This window comes from Glacieibacterium sp. (assembly GCF_965200405.1).
GTDB lineage: Bacteria > Pseudomonadota > Alphaproteobacteria > Sphingomonadales > Sphingomonadaceae > Glacieibacterium.
In genome coordinates, this window is the sequence record NZ_OZ241356.1 from 429,504 (window position 1) to 446,926 (window position 17,423).

The window sequence follows — 17,423 nt, forward strand, 5'->3', positions numbered from 1 at the left end:
AACGGGTGTGGCAATGCGTGCGCCCTTGCTTCACCATTGCGGCCATGAACGACCGCTTTACCGACGTGCCGGGGCTGGTGGTGGGCCATGCGGAGGACAGGACGGCGCGCACCGGCGTGACCGTGGTGCGGCCCGATGCGCCGATGATCATGGGCGTCGATGTCCGTGGCGGCGCGCCGGGGACGCGCGAAACCGATGCGCTGGCCCCGGACACGCTGGTCGAGCGGGTCCATGCGCTGGTCCTGAGCGGTGGTTCGGTGTTCGGACTGGCGGCGGCCGACGCAGTGGCAGTGGCGCTGTCGAAGCGCGGCATCGGCTTGGAGGCAGGGCCGCTGCGGGTGCCGGTGGTGCCGGCGGCGATCCTGTTCGACCTGGCGAACGGCGGCGACAAGAGCTGGGATAAGCCGCCGTACCGGGCGCTGGCCTTGGCGGCGCTCGATGCCCGTGACGATGTTTCCGGTGCGGTCGGTGCCGGCTTCGGCGCGGTTGCGGGCAGTCGGCCGGGCGGCATCGGCAGTGCCTCGACGACGCATGCCGGGTACACGGTCGGCGCGCTGATCGCGGTCAACAGCTTCGGCGAGGTCCATGCCGGCGAGCCACCGTCGGGCGAGGTGCCGCTGCCCAAGCTGAACCGGGCGCGCGGTCTGGCGGGGCGCGAGAACACCACGATCGGCGCGGTCGCGACCGATGCGCCGCTGACCCGGTCGCAGGCAACACGGCTGGCGGCGATGGCGCACGACGGATTGGCGCGCTGCATCCGCCCGATCCACACGATGTTCGACGGCGACTGCCTGTTCGCGATCTCGACCGCGCCGCCCGGCACCGCACCGGTCGATGCGGTCATGCTTTCGATCCTCGGCACGCTGGCCGCCGACATGGTGGCGCTGGCGGTCAGGCGGGCGGTGTTCGGCGGTTAGCGCCGGGCGGCGGCGAAGCCCTTGGCCTGTTCGGCCCGCAACGCCTCGATCCGGTCGATCGCCTTGCCGGTCCGCGCCAGCAGCGCCGGATCGGCACCGCGCCGCGCCAGGTCACCGGCCAGCGCGTTGAGGCGCTCGCGCAGGTCGCCCGCCTGCCCGCCGAGTCGCTCGAGCCGTGTCGCCTCGACCTCGGCCGCTGCCGCATCGTCGCCTGTCCGTGCCGCACCGCGCTTGGCGACCGCGGCTGCCGTCGTCGCCAGCTGGGTCTTCAGCCGCGCCTCGTAGCTGGTGATGTCGCGCTCGATGCTCGACAGCCGCGCCGACGCATCGCCGGTATCGGCCGGCGCTGCTGCAGACGCAGCTACCGCCGGCGGCGCGGCCGGCCTGGGCACCAAAGGCGCCGCTTCGCCGGGTCGCCGAGCCAGGCTGGGCCACGGCCCCGCAGTGGTCGGCGCGCAGGCGCTGAGGAGCAGGACGAGGAGGATTGAGCGGGTCATATCCCGTCAAGCTCCTAATCTTCGCACCCAAACCCCGCAAGCGGGGTTGCGCCCCCCGCCGACAGCGGCTAATGCCCCAACTCCCAAGCGCCCGTAGCTCAGCTGGATAGAGCATCAGACTACGAATCTGAGGGTCGGACGTTCGAATCGTTCCGGGCGCACCATTTTTCCAGACTATGTCGAGACCGTGAGACAAACCTCCTCGGAGGACCCGTTCCGCGACGGTCCTTGCTCAGCCTCGACGCCGATGGTCGATCAAGCCTTGGTGGTGATGCTGCGCTTCAGGCTGTGAGGTGCTGGAACAGGATCGAGGCGCCGATGGCGATCAGCACCAGCCCGCCGAGTATGCCGGCGTAGCGTCCAAGGTACGGCCCCATGTGCTTGCCGAGCATCACGCCACTGGTCGCAACCACCGTCGTGACCCCGCCGATCACGAGGCATGCCACCCATACATTGACGTCCATCAGCGCCAGCGAGATGCCGACCGCCGCCGCATCGATGCTCGTGGCGATGGCGGTGGTCGCCAGGCGCCAGTAATTGGTCTCGTTGCCCGGTTCGGAGGCCGGTGCATCATGGTTCAGGATCGCTTCGCGGATCATGTACGAGCCGACTGCAAACAACAGGCCGAACGCGACCCAATGGTCGTAGTCGGCAATCAGGCCGTTGAGCATGTATCCAAGAAAATAGCCGATTGCCGGCGTGACCGCTTCGAAGAACCCGAAGACCAGGCCAACCCGCAGCGCGTCTCGCCACCGACCCTTTTGTTCGACGGCCCCCTTGCCGAGCGACGCCGCAAAGGCATCGACCGACAAACTTGCGCCCAAGGCGCCAAGCGTCGGAATACCAGCCATTTCGTAATTCTCCGGACCGAGCAACCAATCGACGCACGTATCCCCGGCCACATGGTGGGATACGACGTCGTTGGTCTTGCCGGGCAAACTCTCGTTCGCTGCCATCGCCACAATCCCGAAGGATCAAGCATGTTGACGATGGCCCCGCCAAGAAAGCGGGTGGCTACTCCCCAATTCGATGCCGCGACTTAATCGATCGGGACGGCCCGAGCAAGCTGGCTGAGCTGCGAAGGGTCGGGAACGGCAAAGGAAATCGGTCCGACACACCCGCATCGCATGTCGACGCAGTGCGGCGCGAGACGATGCTCGACGGGCTGTCGTCCACCCCGCTGAGTGAGACGACCATGTATACGACGCGGATATGCGCTCGGCTCGGCGGTAACGCGTGATGGGTTTAGCTACGCCGAGTATCGAACTGTGTGTGCTTTTTCTCACGATGAAAATCTAATTGATCAGCACTCAAGAAAGCGATTGCGAAAATTATGTATACATATGACGTTTTCGTCGTAGCCCAGCGCAATGCAGGCCTGCAGGTGCAAACCCGGGAGTAGCAGGATGGTCGATCGGCTTAAGATGTTCGGGAATGTCTCGGCCAGAGCGCTTGCCGTGATGCTGGCCGGACCGGTCTGGGCGCAAACCGTCGACGTCGCGCCGCCTGCGCCGGGAGAAGATGCCGAGATCGTCGTAACTGCCCGCCGCGGTGAGGAAAAGCTGAGCAATGTGCCGGCATCCATATCGGTGCTGACCGCCGGCACGTTGAAGCAAGCGGGCGTCGTCACCACCGAACAGATCATCGCCCTGACCCCGGGCGTCACCATCGTTTCGAATCGCTCGCAGGTCGGCGACGCGCAGATCAATATTCGCGGCATCAATGGCGCGCGCGATGCAGAGAACAGCGTTGCACTGGTCGTCGACGGGATCCTGAAGACCAACACCGCTGCGCTCAATTCCTATCAGGGCGAATTGCAGCAGGTCGAAGTTCTGAAGGGACCGCAGGGCGCTTACTACGGCCGCAACGCCGCGGCGGGCGCCATCGTGATGACGACGAAGCGGCCAGGCGATACGCTGGAGATCATCGGCAAGGGATCATACGGCAACCGCAACAGCGAGAACGTCCAGGGTTCGATCAGCGGCCCGCTGACCGACAAGATCGGCGCGGTCCTGTTCGGTAACTTCCGCCATACCGACGGCTTCTACACGAATACCGGGCCGAACCCCGATGCGCAGGGCCATACGGTCGACAGCTACCGCGGCTGGAATATCGGCGGGCGGATGATCTTCAATCCCAGCGACCGGCTCGAGCTCGATGCCAAGGCGCGCTACGGCAAGGTCAAGTCGGGCGCCCTCGCCTATGACGTGGTGTTCTCGCTGCCGGGCTTCGCGGCAGCGCTGGGCAATCCGCTGTTCAACGAGGACGTCAACGATCACAAGAAGTTCACCTACAATCGCAATGTCGCCGGCCGTGACTGGCAGCGCACCGTCGAGGGCTCTCTCAAGGCGACCTACGACCTCGAATTCGCGACGCTGACCGCCTGGGCCTCATATTCCGACATCAACGAAGACTTTGTCTCGGACGCCGCCACCGCGTCGTTCGGACGGTTCAATGCCACCGCAGCCTGCCAGGCCTCGGTCGCGACGCTGTTCGCTGCGGGCGTCACCCTGCCGCCTCCCCAGGCCTTGGGCCCGACGCCGGGAGCATCGCTGTTCGGGCCGTTCGGGCCAACGACCTGCGACGGCTACCAATACACCGTCCGCGACCAGCGCGACATCAGCGCCGAGGTCCGGCTGGCATCGTCGGGCGACGGGCCGGTGAAATGGTCGGCCGGTGGCTATTACCTGCATATCGACCGGCACTACGGCACGGCGATCAACCAGGACGACGGCACCGGCGTGACGCGCAGCCTGTACAATGCGCCGGGCACCCCGAACCAGACATCGCAGGATCTCGACGACGGGTTCAAGACCAATGTCATCGCGGGCTTCGGTTCGCTCGACTACAAGCCGGTCGATGCGCTCAGCCTGTCGGCAGCGCTGCGCTACGACCGCGAGCAGCGCCGCGTCGAACCGCGCTCGCCCCAGGCAACCGATCCGGTCACCGGCCAGTCGATCAATCCCGGCTATGCCTTTGGCGCAATCGTCGCCAAGTCCAAGACCTATTCGCAGCTGCAGCCGAAGCTCTCGATCGCTTACGAGGCCGCCCAGAACCTCCACCTTTACGCCGATTGGGGTATCGGATTCAAAGCCGGTGGCTTCAACAGCCAGGGCAGCGCGACGATCATCGACCAGAACCTCAACATCCCGCTCGGCGCCGACATCCTCATAAACGACGACTACAAGAAGGAACGCTCGAGCGCCTGGGAGGCCGGCTTCAAGGCGCGCCTGCTCGACGGTGCACTCTTGGTCAACGGCGCCGCCTACACGACGACGGTCAAGGACATGCAGTTCTTCGAGTTCTTCACCGGGACGTTCGGCGTCCTGCGCACGGTGTCCAACATCGACAAGGTTCGCCTGACGGGCGTCGAAGGTGACTTGAACTATCGCGTGATGACGGGCTGGACCGTCTTTGCTGCAGGCAATTACGTCGACAGCAAGATCAAGAAGAACAGCTCGCGACCCAATACCGTCGGCAACGAGTCGCCGTACACGGCAAAATACACGCTGAACTTCGGCACCCAGCTGTTGCTGCCGGTTAACGACACCTACTCCGCAACCTTCCGTGCCGACTATCGCATCACCGGGCCGACCTGGTTCCACACCATCCAGGCTCAGACCGTGCGCGGCCTTTTCGACCTGAGCTTCCCGGGCCTCGGCACGGGCGACTTCAGCCAGTCGCGGCGCGACAGCTACGGGCTGCTCAACCTGCGCCTCGGCGTGCAGGCGAAGAACTGGTCGCTGACCGCCTTTTCGGAAAATGCGCTCAACAAGCGCTTCATCGCCGAGGTCATTCCCTCGCCCGAGTTCGGCGGCGAGTTCCTGGCTCCCGGCGACCGGCGGACCGTCGGCCTCGAACTTGCCGTCAACTTCTGATCGGATGATATCTTGAGCCGACCGATGAAAATCGCCGCTGCGCATGTCGCGCCAGTCTATATGAACCCCCTCGCGAGCGCGGAAAAAGCCGCAAGCTGGATCACTCGCGCCGGCGGGGAGGGCATCGACCTCGTCGTCTTCCCGGAGGTCTTCATTCCGGGTTTTCCCTACTGGATCAACGCATTCGCACCGCTTGCTCAGCTCGCCGCCAACGAGCGCTACCAGGATTGCTCGGTCGAGGTTGCCGGGCCGGAAATAGCGATCGTGCAGGCAGCGGCGCGGGCGGCGAACGTCGCGGTGGTGATCGGGATCAGCGAGCGCAGCCCCGGTGGGCGGAGTTGCTACAACACCTCGGTGGTGATCGACCGCGACGGCGCGCTGCTCGGCCATCACCGCAAGCTCAAGCCGACACTCGCCGAGCGCATGATCTGGGGCGATGGCGATGGCTCGACGCTATCGGTGTTCCAGACGGCTGTCGGTCGCGTCGGCGCGCTGGCCTGCTGGGAGCACACGATGAACCTCGCCCGGCAAGCCCTGGCAGAGCAGAACATCGAGATCCACGCCGGACTTTGGCCAGGCCTGTCGACGATCGCGGGCTTCGAGGAGGTTGCCGACATCCAGATCGAGGCGATGATGCGAAATCACGCCCTGACCGCTCAATGTTTCGTTGCCTGCGCCTCCAGCCCGGTTACGGCGGAGATCATGGACTGGATCGCTCGCGAAATCGGTCCGACCGACATGCTCGGCGTCGGCGGCGGCTGGACGGCGATCATCCATCCGTTCGCGATGACGCTCGCCGGCCCGGTGTCGGGCCTCGAGGAGCAGCTGGTAGCGGCCGAGATCGATCTCGACGCGCGCCACGGCGTGAAATTCTGGGTCGATGGCACCGGACACTATTCGCGCCCCGACGTGTTGTCGCTCAACTTCGACCGCACCCCGCGTCGGACGATGTACGAAACGAGCTTCAGTCCGGTTACGGACAAATGAGTATACATTCTTCGGTATAGTCTGAGGACAGTCGACCGATTACCGGCCGAACTGCAAACAATGTGATTGATTTATGTATACATTGTGCTTGCATGTGCCCGAAGCCGCGGCTACCCCTGATGGTATCATGGCAGTCGATAAATGAGCATTTGCATGGGGCGGATCGAATTTGTCGAGGTATCGCCCCGTGACGGTCTGCAGAACGAAGCAAAAATCATATCCGTCGATGACAAGGTCGCATTGATCGAACGCGCCATCGCCGCAGGTGTCCGCCGCATCGAGGTTGCCAGCTTCGTCGATCCCAGGCGCGTTCCGCAGATGGCCGATGCCGAGGCCGTCGTCGCCCGCCTCCCCGACCGCGACGACGTCGTTTACATTGGGCTGGTCATGAACAAGCGCGGCGCCTTGCGAGCGCTGGAGACGCGGATCGATGAAATCGGCGCGGTCTGCGTCGCGACCGATCGCTTCGCCAACGCCAACCAGGGCCAGACTTCGCTGGAATCGTTGGAGATGGCCAAGGATGTCGTTCGGCTCGCCAAGTCGGCTGGGCGACGCGCCCAGATCACCATCGGCGCGTCGTTCGGCTGCCCGTTCGAGGGCGAGGTCGATCCCGACCACATCGTCGCCATGGCACGCTCGGCCGTCGAGGCCGGACCGCTGGAGATTGCGCTTGCCGATACCATCGGCGTCGGCGTGCCCGGCGAGATCGAAGCGTTGGTATCGCGCGTCGTTGCAGCGATCGCGCCGGTGCCGGTCCGGGTCCATTTCCACGACACCCGCAACACCGGGATCGCCAACGTCTGGGCAGCGATCAACGCCGGAGCCTCGGTCGTCGACGCGTCGATCGGTGGGCTGGGCGGCTGTCCGTTCGCCCCCGGTGCCGCAGGCAACGTCGCGTCGGAAGATGTCGCTTACCTGCTGGACCGGTCGGGCCTCGATGCGGGCCTCGACCTCGACCGGCTGATCGATACGTCGAAGTGGCTTGGCGGCGTCATCGGCCGGCAGCTCCCCGGGATGCTGAGCCGCGTCGGGCGCTTCCCGGCCGTAGGATAGGAACCCAGATGCAGACCGAGAACACCGGCCCCCTGAAGGGCATTCGCGTCGTCGAGATGGGCCAGCTCATTGCGGGGCCGTTCTGCGGACAGTTGCTCGGCGACATGGGCGCCGATGTCATCAAGATCGAGCCGCCTGGCAAGGGCGATCCGATGCGCGAATGGGGACGCGGCGAGTACCAGCTGTGGTGGGAAGTCGTGTCGCGCAACAAGCGGGCCGTGTCGGCGAACCTGCGCATTGCCGAAGGACAAGAACTGGCACGCCGGCTGATCGCCACCGCGGACATATTGGTCGAGAATTTCCGGCCCGGGACGCTGGAGAAGTGGGGCATGTCACCCGAGACGCTGCACGCCGAGAACCCGGGGCTGATCATCGTACGCGTCTCGGGCTATGGCCAGACCGGACCCTATAGCAACCGCGCCGGCTTTGGCGGGATCGGCGAGGCGATGGGCGGCTGGCGTTATATCGTCGGCGATCCCGATCGTGCGCCGAGCCGGATGGGCGTCTCGATCGGCGACAGCCTTGCCGCGACGTACGGCTGCCTCGGTGCGCTGGCCGCGCTCCGTCACCGCGACCAGACGGGAGAGGGTCAGGTCGTCGACAGTTCGCTGTACGAGAGCGTCCTGCAGGTCATGGAAAGCCTGGTCCCCGAATATGTGATCTCGGGCTATGTGCGCCAGCGGTCGGGGTCGTCGCTCCCCGGGATCGCACCGTCGAACGTCTATAAGTGCCTCGACGGCGAATTCCTCATCGGTGCCAACCAGGACACCGTGTTCGCCAGGCTGTGCAAGGCAATGGGCCGCCCGGAACTGGCGACCGATGAACGCTATGCCACGCATGTCGCGCGCGGCCGCAACCAGGTCGAGCTCGATGCGCTGGTCGAAGCATGGACGATGAAGATGACCGTCGCGGCGGTCGAGGCCAGCATGCTCGAACACAGCATTCCGGCGGGCGGCATCTTCCGCGCCGCCGAGATGCTCGAGGATCCGCATTTTGCGGCGCGTGAAGCGCTGGTCGATGTCCCGCACCCGCGCTGGGAGGGACTGAAAATGCAGAACGTCTTTCCCAAGCTGTCGCGGACGCCGGGCGGCATCCGCTCGATCGCGCCGCAATCAGTCGGTCAGGACAATGCCGAGGTCTATGGCGAAGTCCTCGGACTCAGCGGCGACGACATGGCCGACCTGGTGGCGCGACAGGTCATCTGAGCGATCAGGTCCGTTCGCTCGCTTCCTTGCTCTCGGCATAGACGTGATAGGCGCGGCGGATGTGCGATGTCATCACCGCGCTTGCCCAGTCGGGATCGCGCTTGGCGATCGCTGCGACGATCTCCTCATGCTCGGCCAGGCTGCGCTCCAGCTGGCCGCGATCGTAGCGTAGCGCCGTGCGATGAACGATCGGCTGCAGCACCAGCCGGTTGAGCATCAGCGCCAGGCGGTCGGACGCCGCCGCCTCCAGGATGGTCGCGTGATATTCGCGGTTCAGGCGGAGGAACGCGTCCACGTCCGGCACCGGCCGATGAACGGCCAGCGCCATCGCAGCACTGTTTTCCTGGAGCCGGACGACGATCTCGGCAGTGGCGCGCTGCGCCGCGCGACCCGCGGCATGGCTTTCCAGCATCGTGCGCAACGTGAAGACTTCTTCCACGTCCGTCGGCGACCATTCGTTGACGAACGAGCGCTGGCTTTCGGTCCGGTAGATGAAAAGCTCATTCTCGAGCCTCGACATGGCGTCGCGCACCGGTGTCCGCGACACGCCGCAACTCGCCGCCAGTTCCTCTTCCTTGAGCTGGCTTCCCGGCTTGAGCGCGCCGCTCAGGATCAAGTCGCGAATTTGTTCGTAGGCCCGTTCGCTCGCTTTAGACATTGTCCCTATTAGCCACGGGCTGGCGCCCACCGCCACCGGAAAGCGCGCCGACCATCATCGATATCGCGGCTGCTTCGTCGATTACCTCGGCATATTTTGCCTGAAGGTCGAACAGGTTCGCGTCATGGGGCGCGGCGTGGCGATCACCGCAAGCGTCGCTGACGACGAACGGCACGAACCCGTGCTGGAGCGCGTCGAGTGCGGTCGCCCGCACGCACCCCGACGTCGAGAAGCCGGTGATCAACAGCGTGTCGATCCGCATCGAGTTCAAGGTCGATATCAGCGACGAGCCGAAGAAGGCCGAGGCATATTGCTTTGAGACGACGATCTCGCTGGGCAACGGCTGCAGGGTCGGCGGAAACGCGCCCATCGGGTTGCCCCGGTCGAAGGCCTTGAGCGCCGGGATCTTGCGGTAGAACAGCCCGCCGTCGCTGCCGCCGGGCGCATAGACGACGTTGGTGAAGATCACCGGGACGCCGGCATTGCGCGCCGCCGCCAGCAGACGCTCGTTCGACGCCAGCGCCGCCTCGACGCCGGCATACAGCGGCGAGGCGGGGTCGAGATAAGCCACCACGACATCGACGATGAGGAGCGCCGGCGACGTGCCGGGCTCGAGGCGGCCGTCGAAAGCGCCGGCGTAGTTGGCGGCGAGATCGTCGGTCATTCAGCGGCGATCGCCATCGGCGTCAGCCAGACCGGCTGGATCGGTGCCGGCAGCCCGGTCTCGGCGAGGCAGCGCTCGCGCAGGCTCTCGATGGTGCCGCCAGTGTCGAACACCGGCAGCGTCTCGGGACGCTTGCTGCGCATCTCGGTCCGCAGCGCCTCGGTTGCCGCGGCGTCGACACTACCATCGTCGGCGATGACGACACCGTAGCGCCGCGCGCCCGCAACGGTGACCAGCCCCTGGACGATCTCCTTGGCGACCAGTGCGGGATCGCGGTCGAGGGCGTCGCCCCAGCCGCCACCGCCCCAGGTGATGAAGTGCAGCACGTCGCCAGCCTTGACCGGGATGTTCTCGCGCTTGTTGGCGACGACGGTCTCGGTGCCGTCGGCCGAGACCAGCACCTTGCGGGCGCGCGCACCGGGCTCGCCGCCGTTGACGCCCCAGGGGTGGACGAACCAGCGGTCGTCATGGATGGCGATCATGCCGGGCTCGAGGAAACGGTAGACCATGTCGATGCCGTTGCCGCCGCGGTGCAACCCCGCCCCGCCCGAGTCCGCGAGCGTCTCGTAGCGCTCGATGACCAGCGGGAAGTAGCGCTCGAGGAACTCGTTGGGGACGTTGGTGAAGTTCGGGAACAGCGAGTGGCCGTCGGGACCGTCGCCGAGCGGCCGGCCGGGGATGCCGCCAAAGCCGATCTGGAACAGCTGGAAGTATTTGCCGTCCTTGTCGACGCCCGAATAGAACAGGTGCGGCGACGACGAGAAGCCCGCGGCATTGAGAAATTCTGGAGTCTTCTGGCCGAGCAGACCACCGAGCACGTCGAAGATCCGCCCCAGCGCATGGGTGCGCCCGCTGAGCGCGGCCGGAAAGGCCGGCTTGAGCAGCGAGCCCTGCGGGATACGCACGTCGATCAGGTCGTAATAGCCGTCATTGAACAGGATCTGGGGATCGAAGATCATGATCATGTAGATGCCGAAGAACATGCGCATCATGTTCTCGTTGAGGAAGAAGTTGATCGACCCCGACGATTGCGGATCAGTGCCCGCGAAATCGAGCACGACACGACCATTCTCGCGCCACATCGTGCATTTGATCTTGTAGGGACCGTAGCCGAGCCCGTCGTCGCAGATATAATCCTCGAAGCTGACCTTTTCCTCGCCGATCGAGGTCTCGATCAGTGCTTTCATGGCGCGGTGGTTGCGCGCCAGCAGCTCCTCGGTCGCCGACACGAAGACGTCGTCGCCGAAACGCTCGGCCATCTCGACGATGCGCCGCGAGGCGACCCGGCAGGCCGCGATCAGCGCGTTGAGGTCGGCTGCGCACCATTCCGGCGTGCGCGTTTGCGTCATCACCAGCTTGATCAGGTCCTCGTTATAGACCCCGGCCTTCCAGATCTTTACCGGCGGGATGCGCACGCCCTCCTGGAAGATCGTCGTCGCGTCGATCGGCATCGACCCCGGCACCATGCCGCCGATGTCTGACTGGTGCCCGAACATCGAGGTATAGGCGATCAGCCGGCCATCCTTGAACACCGGCAGCAGCACCAGCCAGTCGTTGGAATGGCTGATCGCACCGCCGACCGAATAGGGATCGGACAGGAAGATCATGTCGCCGTCCTCGATCGAGCCGTCATAGCCGTCGAGAAACGGTCCGATATAGCTGCCGAACTGGCCGACGATCATCCGGCCCTTGTGGTCGGCGATCAGCGGGAAAGCGTCGCCCTGCTCGCGGATGCCCGGCGACATGGCCGTTCGCACCAGCGTCGTGTCCATCTCGACACGCGCGTTGCGTAGCGCGTTCTCCATGATGTCGAGGGTGACGGGGTCGATCGCGACTTGGGCGAACGGGCGGGGGTTGGTCTCGATGATCCGGGTTGCCATTGCTGTGCTCCTCAGGCCGGATTGATCAGGATGTTGCCGACCGCGTCGACGACGCCGACGCAGTCGTTTTCGATCAGTGTCGTCGAGTCCATCTCGGTGACGATCGCTGGACCGGGGATCGTGTCGCCGGCACGCAGCCGGTCGCGGGCATAGATCACCGCCGGGCGCAGCGCCCCGCCGATCCACACCTCATGGTCGCGCAGCTTGGCCGCGATTGGATCGCCGTTGCCCTGCTCCAGCTGGATCGCCGGCAAGTCGAGCGGCTGGCCGAGCGCGACGGCGCGCAGGTTCACGATCTCGTGCTCGCTCGCCATGTTGAAGGTGAACAGCCGGTGGTGCTCCTCGTCGAAGCGGGCGATCAACCCGGCGAGGCCGTCGCGGCGCAGCGTCTCGGGGTCGATGGTCATCGGCACCTCGAACGCCTGGCCGGAGTAGCGCACATCGACCTCGAACAGGCTGGTGATGTCGGCCTCGGCGATGCCGTCGGCGATCAGTTCGGCGCGGGTTTGTGCCGCCATCTCGTCGAGGACCTCGATCACCGCCGCCGCCGTCGTCGCGCTCGCGAGTTGCGAGTACGACCGCGCCGTCTCGGTCCGCATCCGCGTCGTCGCATCGCCCAGGGCGCACAGCACGCCGGGCGACACCGGCGAGATCGCCGGCCACGATCCCATCAGTCGCGCCACCGCATTGATATGGAGCGGCCCTGCCCCGCCAAAGCCCATCAGCGCGAAGTGGCGGGGATCATAGCCCTGCTGGACCGAGATCATGCGCAGCGCGCCGAACATGTTCTCGTTGACGATGTCGATGATGCCGCGCGCCGCTGCCATCAGCGGAATGCCCAGCGCGTCGGCAATCGTCTGCACCGCCGCGGTGGCCGCCGGCCGGTCGAGCTTGAACGCACCGCCGAGCAACGATTCGGGCAGATAGCCCAGGACGACATTCGCATCGGTGACCGTCGGCTGGACGCCGCCCTTGCTATAAGCCGCCGGCCCCGGCACCGCGCCCGCCGACTGCGGACCGACGCGCAGGGCGCCGGTCAGCTGCGGCACATAGGCGATCGAACCACCGCCGGCGCCGACCGTCTTCACGTCGAGCGACGACGCCCGCACCGACAGATGGCCGACCTCGGTCGTCCGCACCCGGCGCGGCTCGAGGTTCTCGATCAGCGCCACATCGGTCGAAGTGCCGCCGACATCGAGCGTCAGGATGTTGCGGATGCCGCTGTTCTTGCCGACCCACAGCGCCCCGGTGACGCCGCCGGCAGGGCCCGACATCAGCAGCGAAACTGGATGCGCCTCGGCCTTTTCCGACGACATCAGCCCACCGTCGGAACGCAGCAGCGACAGCTTGCCCGCCATGCCGGTCGCCGCCAGCTTGGTGCGGAGGTTGCGGACATAGCGGCTGACGATCGGCCGCACCGCGGCATTGGCCACCGTCGTCAGGGTACGCTCGTACTCCTGCATCTCGGGCAGCACCTCGTGGCTCAGCGACACCGAGACGCCGGGCATGATCTCGGCGGCGAGTTCGCCGACGCGGCTCTCGTGCGAGCCGTTGAGATAGGCATTGACCAGCGACACGGTGATCGCCTCGACGCCCTGGTCCTTCAGCCGGGTCAGCGCCGCGCGGACGCTGGCTTCGTCGAGTGGGCGCAGTTCATTGCCCTGCGCGTCCATGCGGCCACCGACCTCGACCGTATCTTCAAGCGCCGCCAACGGCACCGGCTTGGGCCAGACGATCCAGCCGGCGAGCCCGCCAGGCACGAAGCTGCGGGCGATCTGCATGATCTGGCGATAGCCCTCGGTGACGATCAGACCGACCCGGGCGCCCTTGCCCTCCAGCACGGCATTCGTCGCCACCGTCGTACCGTGCAGGAAGACCTCGACGTCGGACGGAGCGATGCCGGCGGCGGCACACACTGCCTCGACGCCGGTCAGGATGCCGACCGAGCTGTCGGCCGGCGTCGATGGCGTCTTGTGACGCCAGAATGCACCGGTCTGCTCGTCGAACAGCAGCAAGTCGGTGAACGTGCCGCCGACATCAACGCCAAGACGGTAGGTCATTCGCCGTTCTCCCAAATTATCGGCAGACGAAACACAGGCGGCGCTAACAACCTCGGTACGACAGCCCAGAACCGGTCGATCTGAATCTCGCTCTAACGGCTCGCCGGGATAACACCGATTTCCGGCCCAGATCTAAAAGTAGACTGCCGACATTCTGTCGATGATGCGCGCTCACGCTGTTCATTGCCAAGCTTTCCTTGACACTAGGCAGCAGCCCCAAGCAGAACAATAGAATACGTCAGTGTGAGAAAGTTTTCCTCATATGTGTAAGATCCGTGGTTTTCGTTACGCTTGCTGCGTCGTTTTCGAACGCCACGATGCCCGGGTCTGATCCGCATGCTTCAGCCGGCACGCTGGCACAGGTCCGTCGTGGTTATGCTAACACGACCGCCGGACAGGTCCATTATCGTCGCGCGGCTCCGATCGAAGCCAACGCGGCGCCGCTCGTATGCCTCCACATGAGCCCGGCCTCCGGTTTCGTTTTCGAGTCGCTGCTCGGTCGGCTTGGCACCGATCGCGAGGCGGTCGCGCCCGACACGCCCGGCTTCGGTGCGTCGGATCCGCTGCCGGCCTACCCGGAGATCGCCGACTATGCGCGGGTTCTCCTCGACGTCGTGGATGACCTTGGGCTGGACGCGCCCGTCGACTTGCTGGGCTATCACACCGGCTCGTCGATCGCCTGCGAGATGGCCCTGCAGCAGCCGGCGATGGTCGGCAGGATCGTCATGATTTCCGCGCCGGTATTTACCGCAGCCGACCTTGCCGCTCTCCAACCCTATTATCGACAAGAGCCGCTGTTCACGGCGGACGGCGACAGGCTGAGAGCCAAGTGGGTATGGTTCCAGGAGTTTCTCGGTGTCGGCAGCCGAAATACTCTCGACTATGCTGCGCGCATCTTCATCGAGCGACTGTCGGGCAAGGAGCGTCACTGGTGGGGTCACCGCGCCGCCTTCCGCTACGATCTGGCCAATACGCTGCAGGCGTTGGAGCGTCCACCGACCATCCTGAACGTTGCCGACGACCTGACGCACATCACCCGGCGTGCCGCAGCCGCGCTTCCTCCCCAGTGTCTCGTCGAACTACCGGAATTCACTCACGGCTTCCTCGACTCGCATACCGATCAGGTCGCTGCCCTGTTGCGGCGATTATTACCCTAACGCCGAAAATACGGACCCGTACCTACATTATCACATATAAGGAACCCACTTACACGTTTGCGATTTTACTTTGACCCTGCGCCGGAATTTGCATGATGCCTCATGTTCGGTGCGTCAGACGGGGAATATCGCTCCCGCAGCTTCGGATGATTGCAACGCGCGAAGTTTGCAGGTCGATATTCGGAAAAGAGCGCCGCATAGATGGTGCCCCGCATGGATCTCCGGACTTCCCGCCAGGGAGGGGTTATTCCTAGTGACCAGTAAGTTGGAGTCGGCCGCGCGGGCGGTGTTCGGATTGCCGCTCATCTTTATCGCGGCTCCGGTGTTCGGCCAGGAAGCCGCACCCGCTGCCAGCCCGGCCTCAGTCGGCCCCGCGACCGACAACGCGTCGGAGATCACCGACATCGTCGTCACGGCGCAACGGCGCGACAGCAGCCTGCAGCGGACGCCGGTCTCGATCACCGCGCTGGATTCGTCTGCCCTGACCCGTCTGCAGATTACCGACACCAAGCAGATCGTCTTCAACGCGCCCAACCTCACGGGCAACAGCAACGTCGGCCAGAGCTCGGCGACGTCCTTCTTCATCCGCGGCGTCGGAACCAGCGAGAACCTTGCGACTGCCGACACCAGCGTCGGTCTCTACGTCGACGATGTCTATATCTCGCGCCAGTCGGTCAACAACTTCGCCATGTACGATGTCGAGCGCGTCGAAGTGCTGCGTGGCCCGCAGGGTACTCTGTATGGCCGCAACACCAACGGCGGCGCGATCAAGATCATCAACAAGAAGCCGAACGACGAGGCCGAATTTGTCGGCAGTGCATCCTACGGGAATTATAATCGCTACGAGCTCAAGCTCAACGGCAACATCCCGATATCGGACAAGACCTACGTCCGCGCCACCTACCTGACGCAGCAGGGCGACGGTTATATTTACAACCGTACACTCGACAAGCACGTCAACGACCAGGACTTCATGGGCGGCCGTGTCGCCTTGCGCACGCTGCCGACCGATACGCTGGATGTGACCATCAGCGCCGACTATGCCCGCGACAAGCAGAATGGCGGCTATTCGTCAGACGTTGCCGGCGTTTTGCGTCCGACCACCGGCAGCCTGCTCCAGGTCGTCTCCGGCACCGACAACCGTACCCTCGGCCGGACCTATGGCGCTGCGGGCACGATCAACTGGGAGCCGGCCAACGGTATCACGGTCCAGTCGATCACGGCCTGGCGCTCGACGACGCAGAATATCCGCCTCGACCTGTCCGACCAGCCAGTGTCGCTCTACACGCTGACGCAGCGGCAGGACGCGAAGCAGTTTTCGCAGGAGCTCAAGCTCGATGCGAAGATCACCGATCGGCTCAGCCTGCTGACCGGTCTCTATTATTTCGACGAGAGCATCGACGCGTTTCTGAGCGACGTGACCCGCGCGACTTCGACTGCCACGCCATCGAGCTTCGCCAAAACCTTCAAGGTCGATACGACCAGCTTTGCCGCTTATGGCGAGCTCGAGTACAAGATCACCGACAAGCTGGTTCTCGCCGCGTCGGGCCGCTTCACCCACGAGCGCAAGACACTCGATATCACGCAGGTCAGCAGTCTTCCGGGCGCCGAGTTCAACTTCAACACGGCCTCCCTGCTCGCCAATGCTGCAGCCACCGGCAACAACTTCGACGACGATCGCAAGTTCAACAAGTTCACGCCCAAGATCGGCTTGAACTGGACCGTCACCCCGGACTTCTTCGCCTATGCCTCTTATACCAAGGGCTTCCGCTCGGGTGGCTGGACCGGTCGCGCCACCCGGCAGAGCCAGTATCTCGATTTCGATCCCGAAACCGTCTCGTCCTACGAGGTCGGTACAAAGCTGACGGCGTTCGATCGCCGGCTGCGGTTGAACACGTCGTTCTTCTTCATGGACTATAAGAACCTGTTCAACACGTTGACCTCGAACGGCCAGTTCATCGCGCTGACGACCGCTGCCAAGATCTACGGTCTCGAGAATGAGTTGACCTTCCGGGCGACGCCCTGGCTCGACCTGTACGTCAACGGCGGCCTGCTCAAGACGGAATACAAGGGCGACCGGTCGCCTAATCTTGCCGACCGGCTGCAGCGCGCCCCCGCCGTCCAGGGCAAGGCCGGCTTCTCGGTCATGAAGCCGCTGGGTGCCGGCAATCTGCTGGTCAATGGCGGCCTCTTCTACACCGCGCATTACCTGATCACGCCGGCGTTCCTGCCCTTCACGGCGCCGCGCGTCCCGGCCGACTCCAATCGCACCGGTGGCTTCGTGCTGGTCGATGTCTCGCTCGGATATAGCTGGGGTGACGAGGGACGCTTCAAGCTGGTCGCGTCGTGCACCAATTGCGCCAACAAGTCCTACTTCGACTCGACGACGATCATCGGTGGCTGGGCCGGCAATTATTCGGGTCCGCCACGCTTCTACAAACTGACCGGCACCGTTCGGTTCTGAGGC

General features: G+C 64.7%; 13 protein-coding genes, 1 tRNA gene and 1 riboswitch. Of the genes, 8 read left to right on the forward strand and 6 right to left on the reverse strand.

Translation table 11 applies throughout. From position 1 onward, the window contains the following. Positions 1-44 precede the first annotated feature (44 nt). Complete coding sequence (locus ACOFKW_RS01950; protein WP_419815673.1) at positions 45-917, forward strand: P1 family peptidase; 873 nt, start codon at positions 45-47, stop codon at positions 915-917. On the opposite strand, the gene ACOFKW_RS01955 is transcribed toward ACOFKW_RS01950, so the two are convergent. Next, positions 914-1,414: a hypothetical protein gene (locus tag ACOFKW_RS01955; protein ID WP_419815674.1), complete on the reverse strand. Its 501-nt coding sequence runs from the start codon at positions 1,412-1,414 to the stop codon at positions 914-916. The two genes, ACOFKW_RS01950 and ACOFKW_RS01955, sit on opposite strands and share 4 nt — an antisense overlap. 87 nt (positions 1,415-1,501) lie before the next feature. On the opposite strand from ACOFKW_RS01955, the gene ACOFKW_RS01960 reads away from it, so the two are divergent. Continuing rightward, positions 1,502-1,578 (forward strand) — tRNA-Arg (locus ACOFKW_RS01960). 117 nt (positions 1,579-1,695) lie between these two features. Here ACOFKW_RS01960 and ACOFKW_RS01965 read toward each other — a convergent pair. After that, positions 1,696-2,265, reverse strand: coding sequence for a manganese efflux pump MntP family protein (locus ACOFKW_RS01965; RefSeq protein WP_419815675.1), 570 nt, complete (start codon positions 2,263-2,265; stop codon positions 1,696-1,698). A 9-nt stretch (positions 2,266-2,274) separates the two neighbouring features. Continuing rightward, a riboswitch (yybP-ykoY riboswitch) is annotated at positions 2,275-2,440 on the reverse strand. 380 nt (positions 2,441-2,820) lie between these two features. Between ACOFKW_RS01965 and ACOFKW_RS01970 the strand changes: the two genes are divergently transcribed. The 4 genes from ACOFKW_RS01970 to ACOFKW_RS01985 all read left to right on the forward strand — a co-directional run bounded on the left by ACOFKW_RS01970 (position 2,821) and on the right by ACOFKW_RS01985 (position 8,537). Further along, positions 2,821-5,292, forward strand: a complete 2,472-nt coding sequence (locus ACOFKW_RS01970; RefSeq protein ID WP_419815676.1) for a TonB-dependent receptor — start codon at positions 2,821-2,823, stop codon at positions 5,290-5,292. Between the two features lie 24 nt (positions 5,293-5,316). Further along, on the forward strand, positions 5,317-6,279 hold the full coding sequence (locus ACOFKW_RS01975; protein WP_419815677.1) for a carbon-nitrogen hydrolase family protein: 963 nt from the start codon (positions 5,317-5,319) through the stop codon (positions 6,277-6,279). A gap of 153 nt (positions 6,280-6,432) precedes the next feature. After that, positions 6,433-7,332, forward strand: a complete 900-nt coding sequence (locus tag ACOFKW_RS01980; RefSeq protein ID WP_419815678.1) for a hydroxymethylglutaryl-CoA lyase — start codon at positions 6,433-6,435, stop codon at positions 7,330-7,332. Between the two features lie 8 nt (positions 7,333-7,340). Continuing rightward, positions 7,341-8,537 (forward strand): CaiB/BaiF CoA transferase family protein, encoded by a 1,197-nt coding sequence (locus ACOFKW_RS01985; RefSeq protein WP_419815679.1) that lies wholly within the window; start codon positions 7,341-7,343, stop codon positions 8,535-8,537. A 4-nt stretch (positions 8,538-8,541) separates the two neighbouring features. Here the strand turns inward: ACOFKW_RS01985 and ACOFKW_RS01990 are convergent, their stop codons facing one another. Genes ACOFKW_RS01990 through ACOFKW_RS02005 form a run of 4 tightly spaced genes read right to left on the reverse strand, consistent with a single transcriptional unit; the run spans position 8,542 to position 13,799 of the window. Further along, complete coding sequence (locus tag ACOFKW_RS01990) at positions 8,542-9,225, reverse strand: GntR family transcriptional regulator (protein ID WP_419815680.1); 684 nt, start codon at positions 9,223-9,225, stop codon at positions 8,542-8,544. Continuing rightward, entirely contained in the window at positions 9,188-9,859 is a 672-nt protein-coding gene (locus ACOFKW_RS01995; protein ID WP_419815681.1) for an isochorismatase family protein, read from the reverse strand. Before ACOFKW_RS01995 ends, ACOFKW_RS01990 begins: the two co-directional genes overlap by 38 nt. Further along, positions 9,856-11,739: a hydantoinase B/oxoprolinase family protein gene (locus tag ACOFKW_RS02000; protein ID WP_419815682.1), complete on the reverse strand. Its 1,884-nt coding sequence runs from the start codon at positions 11,737-11,739 to the stop codon at positions 9,856-9,858. The genes ACOFKW_RS01995 and ACOFKW_RS02000 overlap by 4 nt, the downstream gene beginning before the upstream one ends. Before the next feature lie 11 nt (positions 11,740-11,750). Then, positions 11,751-13,799, reverse strand: a complete 2,049-nt coding sequence (locus ACOFKW_RS02005) for a hydantoinase/oxoprolinase family protein (protein ID WP_419815683.1) — start codon at positions 13,797-13,799, stop codon at positions 11,751-11,753. Between the two features lie 458 nt (positions 13,800-14,257). On the opposite strand from ACOFKW_RS02005, the gene ACOFKW_RS02010 reads away from it, so the two are divergent. Together ACOFKW_RS02010 and ACOFKW_RS02015 are read left to right on the forward strand one after the other, a co-directional pair. Further along, entirely contained in the window at positions 14,258-14,956 is a 699-nt protein-coding gene (locus tag ACOFKW_RS02010; protein ID WP_419815684.1) for an alpha/beta fold hydrolase, read from the forward strand. Between the two features lie 253 nt (positions 14,957-15,209). Beyond that, the gene (locus tag ACOFKW_RS02015; RefSeq protein ID WP_419815685.1) at positions 15,210-17,420 is read left to right on the forward strand and encodes a TonB-dependent receptor; all 2,211 of its coding nucleotides are present in this window, start codon (positions 15,210-15,212) and stop codon (positions 17,418-17,420) included. Positions 17,421-17,423 lie beyond the last annotated feature (3 nt).

What these genes read in the sequence shown, in the direction of transcription:
- ACOFKW_RS01950 (WP_419815673.1), top strand. Translation starts at nt 45, where the DNA reads ATGAACGACCGCTTTACCGACGTGCCGGGGCTGGTGGTGGGCCATGCG.
- ACOFKW_RS01955 (WP_419815674.1), bottom strand. Translation starts at nt 1,414, where the DNA reads ATGACCCGCTCAATCCTCCTCGTCCTGCTCCTCAGCGCCTGCGCGCCG.
- ACOFKW_RS01965 (WP_419815675.1), bottom strand. Translation starts at nt 2,265, where the DNA reads ATGGCTGGTATTCCGACGCTTGGCGCCTTGGGCGCAAGTTTGTCGGTC.
- ACOFKW_RS01970 (WP_419815676.1), top strand. Translation starts at nt 2,821, where the DNA reads ATGGTCGATCGGCTTAAGATGTTCGGGAATGTCTCGGCCAGAGCGCTT.
- ACOFKW_RS01975 (WP_419815677.1), top strand. Translation starts at nt 5,317, where the DNA reads ATGAAAATCGCCGCTGCGCATGTCGCGCCAGTCTATATGAACCCCCTC.
- ACOFKW_RS01980 (WP_419815678.1), top strand. Translation starts at nt 6,433, where the DNA reads ATGGGGCGGATCGAATTTGTCGAGGTATCGCCCCGTGACGGTCTGCAG.
- ACOFKW_RS01985 (WP_419815679.1), top strand. Translation starts at nt 7,341, where the DNA reads ATGCAGACCGAGAACACCGGCCCCCTGAAGGGCATTCGCGTCGTCGAG.
- ACOFKW_RS01995 (WP_419815681.1), bottom strand. Translation starts at nt 9,859, where the DNA reads ATGACCGACGATCTCGCCGCCAACTACGCCGGCGCTTTCGACGGCCGC.
- ACOFKW_RS02000 (WP_419815682.1), bottom strand. Translation starts at nt 11,739, where the DNA reads ATGGCAACCCGGATCATCGAGACCAACCCCCGCCCGTTCGCCCAAGTC.
- ACOFKW_RS02005 (WP_419815683.1), bottom strand. Translation starts at nt 13,799, where the DNA reads ATGACCTACCGTCTTGGCGTTGATGTCGGCGGCACGTTCACCGACTTG.
- ACOFKW_RS02010 (WP_419815684.1), top strand. Translation starts at nt 14,258, where the DNA reads ATGAGCCCGGCCTCCGGTTTCGTTTTCGAGTCGCTGCTCGGTCGGCTT.